Consider the following 13,977-nt stretch of genomic DNA (forward strand, 5'->3'; position numbering starts at 1 on the left):
GAATAGAGTTTGTCGGTGGCTCTGGTGTTGGGTTTAAGAGCGCCCTCTCCCCAGCCCTCTCCCGCAAGCGGGAGAGGGGGCCGTCCGTGCCGAGAAAAGAATTGGCTCCAGCCGGAAACCACCAAGGCTGCCGGCTAACGCCATAACATCCAGCCCTGCCCAACGGTCCCCTCTCCCTTCAGGGAGAGGGTTAGGGAGAGGGTGCTCTCAGTCTTGGCGCCGAAGTTCTGGGAAACCCCGTTCGCGAGCAAGCTCGCTCCTACGAAGAGCAGGCTCGCACCCGGCTGGCCCCAACGATCAGCGGCGTGCCGCTGTAGGGATCGCTCAGCAGGGTGCAGCGCACGCCATACAGCGCCTCCACCAGTTCTGCCGTCACCACCCTGGCCGGCGCGCCCTCGGCCAGCACGCGGCCGCCCTTCATCGCCACCAGGTGGTCGGCGTAGCGGCAGGCGCTGGACAGGTCGTGGACCACCATCACCACCGTCTTGCCGGCCCCGGCGAGGCGGCGGATCAGTTCGAAGACCTCGATCTGGTGGCCCAGGTCCAGCGCCGAGGTGGGTTCGTCGAGCAGCAGCAGCGGGGTGTCCTGGGCGATGGCCATGGCGATCCAGGCGCGCTGGCGCTGGCCGCCGGACATGGACTCCAGCGGCCGCTCGGCCAGCTCGCCGAGGTCGGCGGCGGCCAGGGCGGCGTCCACCACCTTCTGGTCCTCGGTGCTCCATTGCTGGAACAGGCCCTGGTGCGGCTGGCGGCCGAAGCGGATCAGCTCGGCCACGGTGAGGCCGTCCGGGGCGCTGGCGTCCTGCGGCAACAGCGCCAGGCGCCGCGCCACCTCCTTCGAGGGCAGGCTGGCGATGGCCTTGCCGTCGAGCAGCACGGCGCCGCCGCTGGGCTTCTGCAGGCGCGCCAGGCCCGCCAGCAGGGTGGACTTGCCGCAGCCGTTGGGGCCGACGATGGCGGTCACCCGGCCGGCCGGCAGGCGCAGGTCCAGGCCCTGGATGATCGGCCGCCTGCCATAGGCCATGCTCAGGTCGCGGGCCTCCAGCGGGGCGATGGGGTTCGGGTTCATGGCTGTCTCCCGGAAGGTTGGCGCAGGATGATCCACAGCAGGTAGGGCGCGCCTATCACCGCCATGACGATGCCCACGGGGATTTCGATGGGCGCCAGCAGGGTGCGCCCCAGCCAGTCGGCCAGCAGCGTCAGCAGGGCGCCGGCCAGGGCCGCGTTGAGCACCGGCACGCCGTGCTGGCCGCCCAGGTAGCGCGCCGCCTCGGGGGCGATCAGCGCCACCAGGCCGACCGGGCCGGCCACCGCCACGGCCAGGCCGGTGAGGGCCACGCTCAGCGCCAGGGTGGCGATGCGCATGGCGCCCAGGCGCACGCCCAGGCCGATGGCCACGCTGTCGGAGAAGCGCATCGCCGTCAGCGGCCGGGTGAGCAGGCGCGCCGCCGGCAGGCCCAGGGCCAGGCCGCCGGCCAGCAGCCACACGGCCAGCGGCGGGCGGGCGTTGAGGCTGCCGACGGTCCAGGGGTAGGCGGCGTTGGCCGCGTCTATGTCGGCGCGGGCCAGCATCAGGTTGGTCAGGGCGCCGAACAGCGCGCCGATGCCCAGGCCGACGACGATGAAGCGGTAGCCGCGGGCGCCGGCCCCGGCGGCGAGCAGGAAGGTCAGCGCCGCGGCGGTGGCGGCGCCGGTCAGGGCCAGGGCCGAGGGTGCCAGGCTGGTCGGTACCGCGACGATGGAGGCCACGGCGAAGGCGGTGGCGCCGTTGTCCAGGCCGACCATGCCGGGGGTGGCCAGGCGGTTGCGCGCCAGGGTCTGCATCAGGCAGCCGGCGGCGCCCAGGGCGGCGCCGCTGAGCACCCCGGCGCACAGCCGCGGCAGGCGCAGCTCGCGCACCAGCAGTTGCTGGAAGGGATCGCCCTGGCCGAGCAGGGCGGCGATGGCCTGGCCGGCGCCGAGGCCGTCGCCGCTCAGGCAGAACACGAAGGCGGCGCCCAGCAGCACCAGCAACGCCAGGCCGACCGCCAGGCTGCGGCGGTGCCAGAGCAGCGACAGCCGGCCCAGGCGCAGCAGGCCGTAACCCTGGGGAGTGGAGGAGGCGTTCATCAGCGTTGCAGCGTCGGCAGGCGGTGCGAGCGCACCACGGCGATGAGGATGGGCGCGCCGACGAAGGCGGTGACCACCCCCACCGGCATCTCGTAGGGGCGCACCAGCAGGCGCGCCAGTATGTCCGCCAGCAGTAGCACGCAGGGGCCCAGCAGCAGGCACAGGGCGAAGCCGCGGCGGATGTCGCTGCCCACCAGGCGGCGGGCGATGTAGGGCACGATCAGGCCGAGGAAGGCGATGGGCCCGGCGGCGGCGTTGGCTGTGCCCACCAGCAGCGCCACCGCCAGCAGGGCGGCCAGGCGCACCCGCTGCGGGTGGTGGCCGAGGCCGCTGGCGACGCGCTCGCCCAGGGCCAGGGCGGCCAGCGGGCGGATCAGCGGCAGCGCCACCAGCAGGCCGAGCAGCAGCCCCGGCAGGCTCCAGCCCAGGGTGTCCAGCGGGCGCCCGGCGAGGCTGCCGACCACCCAGAAACGTACTTCGTCGGCGGTGCGCTGGTCCCACAGCAGCACCAGGCTGCTCAGTGCCGTGAGCAGGCCGGAGAAGGCCACCCCGGCCAGCACCAGGCGCACCGGGTCGTCGCCCACCCCGCGCAGGCGCGACACCGCCAGCACCAGCAGGCAGCCGCCCAGGGCGCCGACCACGGCCACCGCCAGGTTGAGGCCGGCGGCGGTGGCGCCGAGGTTGATCGCCAGGGTCACGGCGAAGGCCGAGCCGGCGCTGACCCCCAGCAGGCCGGGCTCGGCCAGCGGGTTGCGCGTCACCGACTGCAGCAGCAGGCCGGCGGCGCCCAGGGCCACTCCCACCAGCAGGGCCAGCTCGGTGCGTGCCAGGCGCAGCACGCCGACCACGAAGCGGGTGTCCTCGTCGGCGCCGCCGAACAGCGCCTGCAGGCTGGCCCAGGGCCCGGCATCGCCGGCGCCCAGCAGCAGGCTGGCCAGGCACAACAGCGACAGTAGCAGAGCCGCTAGCCCGAGGGCCCGCGGCTGGGGCAGGCGCGCGGGCAGCATCAGTTGGCCAGCGCCTTCTCCACGTCATCCAGCACTTGCTGGGCGGCCAGGTAGCCGGAGCTGCTGCTCCAGATCTGCCCGTCGACGCTGGCCAGGTGCCCGGCCTGCACCGCCTTCAGGCGGGTGAAGGCGGGCTGCTGGCGGGCTTCGGCCAGGGCCTTCGCGCCGTCGGGGTTGAGGGTGGCGAGGAAGATCCAGTCGGCATCGGCCCTGGACAGGTTCTCCAGGCTGAGGATGTCGGTGTGCGGGCGCCTGGTCTGCTCGGCCGCCAGCGGGTTGGGGCGCAGGCCCAGTTGGTCGAGTAGCTGGCCGGCGAACAGGTGGCTGGACATCATGATCGGCCCCTGCGGGTTCCAGCGCACCACGCTCAGGCTGACGCCGGCCGGCAGGCGCGGGCGCAGCGCGGCGATGCGCTGGTCGAGCTCGGCCAGGCGCCGTTCGCCCTCGGCGCGCTTGTCCAGGGCCGCGGCGTAGGTGCGGAAGGCCGCGCGCCAGTCGTCCAGGGCGCCGCCCCCGGGCACCACGGTGGGCGCCATCAGGCTGAGCTTGGCGTATTGCTCGCGGGTCAGGCCGGGGCTGGCGAGGATCAGGTCCGGGCGCAGCTTGAGCACCGCTTCCAGGTTGACCTCGCGCACCGTGCCCACCAGCGGCAGCTTGCCGGCCTTAGCCTTGAGGTACTCGGGGATGTCGCTGCCGCCGCGGCTGGCCAGGGCGCCCAGGGGCTGCACGCCCAGGGCCAGGGCGGCGTCGAGAGTATTCTCGCCCAGGGCCACCACGCGCTGCGGGTGGTCCTTGACCTGCACCGGGCCGAAGGCGGTGTCCAGGGTGGTGGCGCTGGCGCCGGCGGGTTGCAGGAGCAGGAAGGCGCTGGTCATGGCGGCAGCCGCGCAGGCCAGCAGGCGGCGGGGGAGGGGCAGGGCTCGGGCTTGCATGGAGGTTTTCCTGTTGCGCCGGGTACGGCGGGCGGTTGGGAAATGCCCATAGATACGACAAAAGCGAGTCTTAATCACTCGCATTTACTGTTTGTTTACAACTGCGATGACCTGGGTCAACGCCGGCGAACCCGCGCGGCAGGGCGCCGCGCGGGGGCCGCAGCCTCAGCGGGGCGACCACAGGGCGCGGGGAATGCACACCTGGCCGTCGAACAGCAGCCGCGCGGTGCGCACCAGGCCGCAGCCGGCGATGCGCCCGTCGCGCAGGCGGATTTCCACGCTGAACTCGCCGCTGGGGTGTTCCACCGACAGGCGCCGCACCTCGCCGTCGCCGCCACGGGCCAGGTCCTGCGCCACCGAGCCCGGCACCAGGCAGGCGCTGGCCACGCTCACCGCGCCGAACACGCCGATGGAGGCGTGGCAGCGGTGCGGGATGAACGAGCGGGTGTCGATCGCCCCGCCGTGGCGCGGCGCCGAGACCAGGCACATCTTCGGCACGTTGCGCTGGCTGACGTCGCCCAGGTTCATGCGCGGGCCGGCCTGCAGGCGGATGGACTCCAGGCGCGCCTTCAGCTCGGCGTCGGCGTCCAGTTCCTCGCGGCTCTCGCAGCCGCTGCGGCCCAGGTCCGCGGCGCGCAGCAGCACCACCGGCATGCCGTTGTCGATGCAGGTGACCTCGATGCCGTCGAAAGTGTCGCGGGCGTTGCCGGTGGGCAGCAGGGCGCCGCAGCTGGAGCCGGCCACGTCGGCGAACTCCACCACCAGCGGCGCGGCGCTGCCGGGCACGCCGTCGATGCGCGTGTCGCCGGCGTATTCCACCTCGCCATGGGGCGTGGGGACGTGCGCCACGGCGAGCTGCCCGGTGTTCTCCATGAAGATGCGCACCGGCGTGACCGCGCCGCGCACCGGCACCAGGCCGCGCTCGATGGCGAAGGGGCCGACGCCGGCGAGGATGTTGCCGCAGTTCTGCCCGTAGTCCACCCGCGCTTCATCCACCAGCACCTGGGCGAACAGGTAGTCGACGTCGGCCTCGGGCCGGCGCGAGGCCTGGACGATGGCGACCTTGCTGGTCAGCGGGTCGGCGCCGCCGAGGCCGTCGATCTGGCGCTTGTCCGGCGAGCCCATCACCGCCAGCAGTACGCGTTCGCGCAGGGCTGGCTCGGCGGGCAGGTCGGCGCCCAGGAAGTAGGCGCCCTTGGAGGTGCCGCCGCGCATCAGCAGGCAGGGGATGCGCGTCTGGCTCATGGCCGGCCTTCCAGTTCGTCGAGGCTGTCGACGTAGCGCAGGCCCTTGGCGGCCAGGCGCGGGCGCATCTCGTAGATGTCCAGGCCGAGCTCGCCGGCGGCCAGGCGCAGGCGCTTCTGTTCCTCCAGGTCGGCACGCTTGCGCGCGGCCTCCAGCACCTGTCCGGCTTCGCCGTGGCGCACCACCACCGCGCCGTCGTCGTCGGCGATGACGATATCGCCGGCGTTCACCAGTTGCCCGGCGCACAGCAGCGGCAGGTTCACCGAGCCGAGCACTTCCTTGACCGTGCCCTGGGCGCTGATGGCCTTGGACCACACCGGGAAGCTCATCCCGCGCAGGGTGTGGCTGTCGCGGATGCCGGCGTCGATGACCAGGGCGCGCACGCCGCGGGCCTTGAGCGAGGTGGCGAGGAGGTCGCCGAAGTAGCCGTCGCCGCACGGCGAGCTGGGCGCCACTACCAGCAGGTCGCCCGGGCGGCACTGCTCGACGGCGACGTGGAACATCCAGTTGTCGCCGGGGGCCACCAGCACGGTCACCGCGCTGCCGGCCACCGCCACGCCCTGCTGGATCGGGCGGATGCCGGCGTCCAGCAGGCCCTTGCGGCCCTGGGCCTCGTGCACGGTGGCCACGCCCAGGCGGCCGAGTTCGTCGATCACCTCCGGCGCGGCGCGGGGGATGTTGCGCACCACTATGCCGGTCTTGCCGATCAGCGCGCTCATGCCAGGTTCTCCGTCACGCGCGGGAAGACGCTCTGGAAGCCCTCGGCATAGACGATGTTGCGCGCGCTGGTAATGCCGACGTTGCGCTTGGCCTGCACGCCGCGCTGCAGGGCGACGCGGGTGTAGTACTCCCACAGGTGTTCCTGGCCGGCCATGCACTGGATGGCGGCGTACTTCCTGTCCCACACGCCGGTGATGTCGAGGAAGGTGTCCGGGCGCCATTCGCACTGTTCCGGCTGGTGCGGCTCGAAGGCGTACACGGGCGGGGCGCCGACGATCTTCTCGCCGGGCCTGTAGCCCTCGGCCTGGGCGATGATGCGCGCTTCCTGGGCGAGGTTCATGGCCAGCGGATGGTCGTAGTTGTACGGGTCCTTCAGCGAGTGGCTGAGGACGAATTCCGGCTGCACGCGGCGGAACACGTCGGCCAGGCGGAACAGGGTGTCCTTGTCGGCGCGCATGGGGTAGTCGCCGATGTCGAAGAACTCCACGCTGGCGCCGAGGATCTCGGCGGCGGCCAGGGCTTCCTCGCGGCGCGCGGCCTTGACCTTCGCTTCGGTCATCTCGCCCTTGCGCCACAGCCTGGCGGATTCGCCGCGCTCGCCGAAGGACAGGCAGACGATGTGCACGGCGTAGCCCTGCTCGGCGTGCAGGGCGATGGCGCCACCGGCGCGCCAGACGAAATCGGCGGAATGGGCGCTGACCACCAGGGCGGATTTTTGTGCTGCGTTCATGTGGGTGGGCTCCGGTTGGGAATGTGTCGAGGATGTCACCGAGGGTCGGCAGCGACTAATGCGTTCAGTTGTGGAAGGTATGCTTTTTACTTATTGCGCTTGCCAGGGTGGCTGGGCATAGTCCCGCCGGAGTAGGGCTGTGAGCCGGGAGAGGAAATGAGCGACGTCGAATTGCCGAACCTGATGCAGGTCCGCGCCTTCGTCCGCGTGGCGGACCTGGGCAGCGTGTCGCGGGCCTCGGAGGCGCTGTTCCGCGCGCAATCGGTGGTCACCCGCGCCATTTCCGAACTGGAGACGCGGCTCGACGTGCCGCTGTTCGAGCGCCACGCCAACGGCATGCGCCTGACCGACTACGGCGACTGCGTGCTGCCCCGCGCACGCCGCGTGCTGGCCGAGCTGGAAAGCGTGCCGCGGCTGCTCGGCGCGGCGCCGGTGGAGCCGCTGTACCTGTTCCAGGGGCGGCGCCTGGAGGTCTTCGTCAAGCTCTGCGAGACGCGCCACATGCAGACCGTGGCCAGCCATTTCGGCCTCAGCCAGCCGGCGGTCAGCTCGGCGCTCAAGGTGCTCGAGGGCGGCTGCGGCCGGCCGCTGTTCGAGCGCACCCCGCGCGGCCTGCAGCCGACGCGGGCGAGCCACGAGATCCTGTTCCCGATCCGCCGCGCGCTCAACGAGCTGCGCCACATCGAGACCGACCTCAGTGCCATGCGCGGCAGCCTGCAGGGCGTGGTGCACGTCGGCGCGCTGCCGCTGGGGCGCACGCGCATCCTGCCCGAGGCCATCGTGGGGCTCACCGCCGAGCATCCCGGGGTGCGGGTGATCACCAACGAAAGCCCGTTCGACCTGCTGGCCACCGAGCTGCGCGCCGGCGACCTGGACTTCGTCTTCGGCGCCCTGCGCTCGGCGGACTACGCCAGCGACCTGGCCGGCGAGGCGCTGCTTACCGAGGAGATGGTGCTGCTGGCGCGCCACGGCCACCCGCTGTTGCAGCGCCCGGTGCAACTGGCCGAACTGCAGCAGGCGCGCTGGGTATTGCCGCGCGCCGGCTCCCCGGCCCGTGGCCTGCTGGACGCCTGCTTCGCCGCCTCGGGCATGGCCGCGCCCTGGCCGGTGGTGGAAAGCGGCGACCTGGCGACCATTCGTGGCCTGCTGCTGCGCTCGGACATGCTCGCGGCGGTGTCGGCGCACCAGCTGGAACACGAGATCGCCTCGGGCGAGCTGTGCCGGCTGCCGGTGCCGTTGCCGCAGACCACCCGTGCCATCGGCCTGACCTACCGCAGCGGCTGCCTGCATTCGCCGGTGTCGGCGGCATTGATGCAGAGCATCCGCGAGGTGATCCAGGCGACAGGGGAGGGCGTGGCGTAGGGCGGATAACCGTTCGCGGTTATCCGCCGTTTGACCGTGATCCCCGGCGCGTCTCGGATTCGACCTCGAAGCGCCTGTTCGAGGGCGCTCCGTTCCCGCCCGTGAAGTTGGGCATGGGGTCGGGTGTATCGGCGTACAACCGCGAACGGTTGTACGCCCTACATCACCGGGTGGACGTGGCGTAGGGCGGATAACCGTTCGCGGTTATCCGCCGTTTGACCGTGATCCCCGGCGCGCCTCGGATTCGACCACGAAGCGCCTGTTCGAGGCGCTCCGTTCCCGCCCGTGAAGTTGGGCATGGGGCCGGGTGTATCGGCGTACAACCGCGAACGGTTGTACGCCCTACGTCCTTACAACAGATTCAACGGATAACTGACGATCAACCGGTTCTCGTCGAAGCTGTTGGTCCGGCCCCAGTCGCGGCGCATGTTGGAGTTGCGCCATTTGACGTTCAGCGTCTTCAGCGGCCCCGACTGCACGGTGTAGGCCAGCTCGCTTTCGCGGGCCCACTCGGTGCCGTCGTCGGTACTGCTGTTGCGCACGTTGTCGCCGTGGATGTAGCGATTCATCAGGGTCAGGCCGGGTACGCCGAGGGCCGCGAAGTCGAAGTCGTGGCGCAGTTGCCAGGAGCGCTCCTTCGCGCTCTCGAAGCTGGAGCCGAAGGCGTCGTTGGCCAGGGTGCCGCCGCTGGCGCCGTTGACGCGGAACCACTCGTCGTCGCCCATGACCTTCTGCAGGCCGAGGTAGAAGGTGTTGCCGCCGACCTTCGCCGAGAACATCCCCGACGCCGTGCGGTTGTCCAGGTCGCCGGCCTTGGCGCTGCCGTCCTCCTTGCCCCGGAAGTAGCCGAGGTTGGCGCCCAGCACCCAGTCGCCCAGCGGCTGGAAGTGCTGCACCTGCAGGTACTGCTGCTGGTAGATGTCCTTCAGCTCGGCGTTCCACAGGCCGACGAGGGTGCGCTCGTGGTTGAAGCGGTATTCGCCGCCGGCGAAGTCGAAGCGGTCGGAGGTGTAGGCCGTGCGGTTGAACAGGCTCATGTCCTCCATGCTGGCATCGTTGCGCGGGCTGTTCTGGCGGAACTGGCCGCCGTACAGCGTCAGGCCGGCGATTTCCTTGGAGGTCAGCTGGGCGCCCTGGAAGGTCTGGGTCAGCGAGCGGCCGTCGTCGGAGCGCAGGATCGGCAGCACCGGGGCCCATTCACCGACTTTCAGCTCGGTTTTCGACAGCCGCGCCTTGCCGGCCACCGCCAGGCGGCCGAAGTCGTCGGCCGGGCGGCCGTCGTCGTGCACCGGCAGCAACTGGGTGCCGGCGGTGCCGCGGCCGCCGTCGAGCTTGACGCTGTACAGGCCGAGCACGTCCATGCCGAGGCCGACGGTGCCCTGGGTGAAGCCGGACTTGAAGTCGAGGATGAAGTTCTGCGTCCACTCCTCGGCCTTGCCCTGGGCGGCGTCGCCCGTGTAGTCGCGGTTCATGTAGAAGTTGCGCAGCGTCAGGCTGGACTTGGCGTCTTCCAGGAAGCCATCGGCGAAGGCGGGGAGGGTGGTACCGGCCAGGGCCAGGGTGCAGACGAGACGGTGCTTGGTCGGGCGGATCATTGTTGTTGTTCTCCGTTTCTTGGGCAAAGCGTTGCCGGCCAGCGGCGCGGTGGCGTCGCTGGTGGGCGGGGAAGCTGGCTAGAGTGGGGTCAGCGCGGGGCCTTGCCGGCCACCGAGTAGCGCACCTGCTGGTTGCGCGTCTTCATGAAGTCTTCCAGGCTCTGGCCGCGCATGGCGGCGTAGATGTCCAGGTTGGACACGCCGAGCACGGCGCCGAGTTTCTCCAGCACGAAGAAGATCACCCCGTAGTGGATCAGCCCGCGCCAGTCGCGGCGGCGCAGCAGGTCGCGCTCTTCCTCGCAAAGGCCGGCCTCGGCGTAGAGCGCCTCGGGCTCGGCGAGGAAGCGCTGGCGCCACTGCGGCTCGATCATGCGGTGGAGGAACTTGTTCAGCCGGTAGCCCTTGGCGCTGCGCTCCAGGGTGTAGGGGTAGGTGCCTTCGAGCTGCTCCGCGCCGGCCAGCTGGTGGCGCATGTGCTGGCGGTGGCGCTCGATGGCCGGGGCCGGCAGGGCCTGGTCGCGGTTCTGCAGCAGCAGGGTGGCGATGCCGGTCATGGACGGCAGGTAGTAGTCCTGGTGCAGCTTGTCGACGCGGGCGGAAAGCGCGCCGCGCATGATCAGCCAGGTGATCACCTCGGCGCCTTCCATGCCGCCGAGGGTGGCGTATTCGGCGACGGTCATCCCGGTCAGGCGCTCGGGGTCGTCGACCAGCAGCTCGATGAACTGCGCGTCCCATTCCGGGTTGTTGAAGCCGCAGCGCTCGCCGTGGACCTGGTGCGACACGCCGCCGGTGGCGACGATGGCGACCTTGAGGTCCTCCGGGTAGCTCTCGATGGCGCGGCGCAGGGCCTGGCCCAGCTTGTAGCAGCGCCGCGCGCTGGGGATCGGCAGTTGCAGCACGCCGACCTGCAGCGGGACTATCCGCAGCGGCCAGCCGTCGGCGCAGGGCAGCAGCGCCGACATCGGCGAGAAGAAGCCATGGTCCAGCGGCTTGTCGCGGAAGAAGCTCATGTCGAACTCGTCGGCCATCAGGCTTTGCCCGATGTGCCGCGACAGCGCCGCGTGGCCGCCCACCGGCGGCAGCTCGCGCGGGTTGCCGCCCTCGTCGGCGACGCCGTACTGGTCGTCGACGCCGAGGGTGAAGGCGCTGTAGTGGTCGAAGAAGAACGAGGTGACGTGGTCGTTGAAGATGTAGAAGAGCACGTCCGGCCGCTGCTCCTGGAGCCAGGCGCGGATCGGCTCGAAGCCCTCGAAGATCGGCGCCCAGGCCGCCTCCTGCTGTTTGTCGTGGTCGACGGCGAAGCCGATGGTCGGGGTGTGGGAGACGGCTAGGCCACCAATGATGCGTGCCATGACGGGGTCCTCTGGTTCAGGTTACTGCGCGGCCAGGGCCTGGCTCGCGCGGCGCCGGGCGTGGCCGTTGGCCAGGATCGCCAGGGCCGCGGCGAACGCCGGCAGGCCGAGGAAGGTGAACAGCAGCGGCAGGCCCAGGCCGAGGCTGAGCACCGCGCCGCCGACGAGCGAGCCGAAGATGGCGCCGAAGCGGCCGATGCCGAGCATCCAGCTTACCCCCGTGGCGCGGAACTCGGTGGGGTAGTAGCCCGGGGCGAAGGCGTTGAGGCCGGTCTGCGCGCCGCTCATGCAGAAGCCGGCGGCGGCCACGCCCACCACCAGCAGGCTGGACTCCAGGCTCAGCGCGCCGAGCGACACGATGCACAGGCCGCCCAGGGCGTAGGCGATGGCGATGACGCGGTTGGGGTTGCGCCTGTCCATGATCCAGCCGACCACGATGGCGCCGACGGTGCCGCCGATCTGGAACAGCCCGGTGATGGTGGCGGCGCGCTCGATGGACAGGCCGCCGTCGCGCAGCAGGGTGGGCAGCCAGCCCATGGTCAGGTAGATCACCAGCAGGCCCATGAAGTAGGTGGCCCACAGCGCCAGGGTGCCCAGGCGGTAGCGCTCGGTGAACAGCAGGCGCACCGGGGCCTTGTGCTGCACCGGCGGTTCGCTGACGGTGAAGCGGGTGTCGGCGGCGAAGCGCCCGCCCAGCTTCGCCAGGGCCGCGGCGATCTGCTCGGCCGGGGCCTTGTGCGCGGCCATGAAGCGGGCGGATTCCGGCAGCAGCCACAGCAGGAAGGGCAGCAGGGCCAGCGGCAGCAGGCCGCCGGCGAGCAGCACCGCCTGCCAGCCGTGGTGCGGGATCAGCCAGGCGGCGAGGAAGCCGCCCAGGCCCGAGCCCATGTTGAAGCCGGTGAACATGATGGTGATCAGCAGCGAGCGGCTGCGCTCGGGCAGGTATTCGGCCAGCAGGGTGGTGCTGTTGGGCATGGCGGCGCCCAGGGCGACGCCGGTGAGCAGGCGCAGGATGGCCAGTTCGTAGGGGCTGCGGGCGAAGGCGCAGGCCAGGCTGAGCAGGCTGAAGCCGGTGACCGCGATCAGCAGCACCTTCTTGCGCCCGAGGCGGTCGGCGTAGGGGCCGGCGGTCAGTGCGCCAATGGCCAGGCCGATCATCCCGGCGCTCATCACCGGGCCGAAGGCGGCGCGGGACAGGCCCCACTCCTGCATCAGCGACGGGGCGATGAAGCCCATCACGGCCACGTCGAAGCCGTCGAACAGGACGATGAGGAAGCACAGGGACAGGACCAGCCACTGGTAGGGCGAGATCGGGCGGCTGTCGATCCAGTCTTTGACGTCGACAGTCTGCGTGCCGCCGGGGTTTTGCTTGAGCATTCGCGTTCACCTTTTGTTCTTGTAGTGGTGAAAATTCCAACAGGCTTCGAAAACGATGATGACCGGCAGGAATCACCTCGCCGTTTTTCGGCGTGGGGCGACTGTAAGGCTCAAGGGGCGGGGGCTGCCTCTGGGAAATCCTTAAGCGGGTATCGGTTTTGTTTATGAGGTGCTTGCACAGGCGTCGGCCGGGGCCGGCGACGCCTGGCGGGTGCGTTTCACTGGCCGAGTTCCTCGTGGTAGTCGGCCTGGCCCTGGCGCCAGTAGGCGGCGACGCGCATGGCTTCCTTCGGCTGGCCCTTGTCCAGCAGCAGGTTGCGCACGCGGACCATGGCCGCGGCCTCGCCGGCACCCCAGGCGAAGCCTTCACCGGTGGGTAGGGCCAGGGCCTCGACGGCGGCCAGCAAGGCCTGGTCGTCGTCGAACCATTGCAGCTGGAGGTCGGCGGCGGTGGCGAACCGGCGGCGGTCGGCCGCCTCCACTTGCAGCAGGACGATGGCGCGGGTGCCCGCCGGCATTTCCTCCAGGCGCCGGTGCACGGCGGGCAGGCCGGTGGCGTCGGCGACGAACAGGTGCCAGTCGAAGTCCGGCGGGACGATCATCGAGCCGCGCGGGCCGCCGATCACCGCGTTGTCGCCGACCTGGGCCTGCTCGGCCCACTGGCAGGCCTTGCCGTGGCCGTGCAGGGCGAACTCCAGGGTCAGCTCGCGGGCCTGGGCGTCGAAGCGGCGCGGGGTGTAGTCGCGGCGCACGATGCTGCCGTCGTCGTCCTCGAACATGAACTTGACGTGGTCGTCGAAGCCGGCGGACACGAAGTCGGCCAGGGCCTCGCCGGCGAAGGTGAGGCTGACGAAATGCGGGCTGAGCTGCTCGCGGCGGGCGACCTGCACTTCGCGCATGCGCAGTTCGTGGCGGACGCGGTGCACGCGGCGTTGCTGGGTGGCTTGGGTCATGGGTGGCCCTCTTGGGCTATGGTTGATAATATCAACGATCATAAGAATCATTAGTTGATAAAGTCAACCGTATAGCCATGAAAGCCGACGACGTTCTCGAAACCATCCATGCCGTCATGCACCTGTACCGTTCGCGGCAGTACCGCGAACTGCGCGACGGCCCCCACGACCTGACGCACATGGAGTTCAAGGTGCTGGCCTTCTTCGCCCGTCGCCCGGGCGCCACCCAGCGCCAACTGGTGGAGCACAGTGGCCGCGACAAGGCGCAGATCGCCCGGCTGATCCAGGGGCTACGCAACAAGGGCCTGCTGGAGGGCAGCGCCGATGCATTGGACAAGCGCAGCGTGTGCCTGAGCCTGAGCGCCGAAGGCGAGGCGGTCTACGCCGAGGTGGAAGGCCAGGGCCGGCATCTCTCGGAGGTGGCCGTGCGGGGCTTCAGCGCGGAGGAGCGGGAGCAGTTGCAGGGGTTGTTGGCGCGGGTGGAGGCGAATCTGCAGACGGAGTGAGGGGTATTTTTTGGTTCTTCGCGGAGTCTGGGGAAAGAGCGGATTGACAGTCAGGGAAGCGGGTAGATTGGCAGTCGCCAAACGAACCA

General features: G+C 70.6%; 13 protein-coding genes. 2 read left to right on the forward strand and 11 right to left on the reverse strand.

Annotation, left to right across the window (positions count from 1 at the left end):
• Positions 1–259 precede the first annotated feature (259 nt).
• The 7 genes from VV867_RS12020 to galB form a co-directional block, all read right to left on the reverse strand.
• On the reverse strand, positions 260–1,069 hold the full coding sequence (locus VV867_RS12020) for an ABC transporter ATP-binding protein (protein WP_328566486.1): 810 nt from the start codon (positions 1,067–1,069) through the stop codon (positions 260–262).
• Complete coding sequence (locus VV867_RS12025; protein WP_328566487.1) at positions 1,066–2,109, reverse strand: FecCD family ABC transporter permease; 1,044 nt, start codon at positions 2,107–2,109, stop codon at positions 1,066–1,068. The genes VV867_RS12020 and VV867_RS12025 overlap by 4 nt, the downstream gene beginning before the upstream one ends.
• Complete coding sequence (locus VV867_RS12030; protein ID WP_328566488.1) at positions 2,109–3,116, reverse strand: FecCD family ABC transporter permease; 1,008 nt, start codon at positions 3,114–3,116, stop codon at positions 2,109–2,111. Before VV867_RS12030 ends, VV867_RS12025 begins: the two co-directional genes overlap by 1 nt.
• Positions 3,116–4,048, reverse strand: a complete 933-nt coding sequence (locus VV867_RS12035) for an ABC transporter substrate-binding protein (protein ID WP_109935668.1) — start codon at positions 4,046–4,048, stop codon at positions 3,116–3,118. The genes VV867_RS12030 and VV867_RS12035 overlap by 1 nt, the downstream gene beginning before the upstream one ends.
• A gap of 165 nt (positions 4,049–4,213) precedes the next feature.
• Positions 4,214–5,293 carry a 4-oxalomesaconate tautomerase gene (locus tag VV867_RS12040; protein WP_328566489.1) on the reverse strand — a complete coding sequence of 360 codons (1,080 nt, stop codon included), beginning with the start codon at positions 5,291–5,293 and terminating at the stop codon, positions 4,214–4,216.
• Entirely contained in the window at positions 5,290–6,012 is a 723-nt protein-coding gene (locus tag VV867_RS12045) for a 4-carboxy-4-hydroxy-2-oxoadipate aldolase/oxaloacetate decarboxylase (RefSeq protein WP_328566490.1), read from the reverse strand. The genes VV867_RS12040 and VV867_RS12045 overlap by 4 nt, the downstream gene beginning before the upstream one ends.
• Positions 6,009–6,743, reverse strand: a complete 735-nt coding sequence (gene galB / locus VV867_RS12050; RefSeq protein ID WP_328566491.1) for a 4-oxalmesaconate hydratase — start codon at positions 6,741–6,743, stop codon at positions 6,009–6,011. Before galB ends, VV867_RS12045 begins: the two co-directional genes overlap by 4 nt.
• Before the next feature lie 156 nt (positions 6,744–6,899).
• Between galB and VV867_RS12055 the strand changes: the two genes are divergently transcribed.
• Entirely contained in the window at positions 6,900–8,105 is a 1,206-nt protein-coding gene (locus tag VV867_RS12055) for a LysR family transcriptional regulator (protein WP_328566492.1), read from the forward strand.
• A 350-nt stretch (positions 8,106–8,455) separates the two neighbouring features.
• On the opposite strand, the gene VV867_RS12060 is transcribed toward VV867_RS12055, so the two are convergent.
• From VV867_RS12060 to VV867_RS12075, 4 genes are all read right to left on the reverse strand, one after another.
• Positions 8,456–9,700 (reverse strand): OprD family porin, encoded by a 1,245-nt coding sequence (locus VV867_RS12060; RefSeq protein WP_328566493.1) that lies wholly within the window; start codon positions 9,698–9,700, stop codon positions 8,456–8,458.
• 89 nt (positions 9,701–9,789) lie between these two features.
• Entirely contained in the window at positions 9,790–11,052 is a 1,263-nt protein-coding gene (locus VV867_RS12065; RefSeq protein ID WP_328566494.1) for a gallate dioxygenase, read from the reverse strand.
• 21 nt (positions 11,053–11,073) lie between these two features.
• Positions 11,074–12,429: an MFS transporter gene (locus VV867_RS12070; protein WP_109934943.1), complete on the reverse strand. Its 1,356-nt coding sequence runs from the start codon at positions 12,427–12,429 to the stop codon at positions 11,074–11,076.
• Between the two features lie 218 nt (positions 12,430–12,647).
• Positions 12,648–13,382, reverse strand: a complete 735-nt coding sequence (locus VV867_RS12075; protein WP_109934942.1) for a siderophore-interacting protein — start codon at positions 13,380–13,382, stop codon at positions 12,648–12,650.
• 77 nt (positions 13,383–13,459) lie between these two features.
• On the opposite strand from VV867_RS12075, the gene VV867_RS12080 reads away from it, so the two are divergent.
• A complete protein-coding gene (locus tag VV867_RS12080) occupies positions 13,460–13,888 on the forward strand; it encodes a MarR family winged helix-turn-helix transcriptional regulator (protein WP_328566495.1) in 429 nt (142 codons plus the stop codon).
• Positions 13,889–13,977: the final 89 nt, after the last annotated feature.

The sequence above is a fragment of the Pseudomonas sp. JH-2 genome (assembly GCF_036231725.1).
Lineage (GTDB): Bacteria > Pseudomonadota > Gammaproteobacteria > Pseudomonadales > Pseudomonadaceae > Pseudomonas > Pseudomonas delhiensis.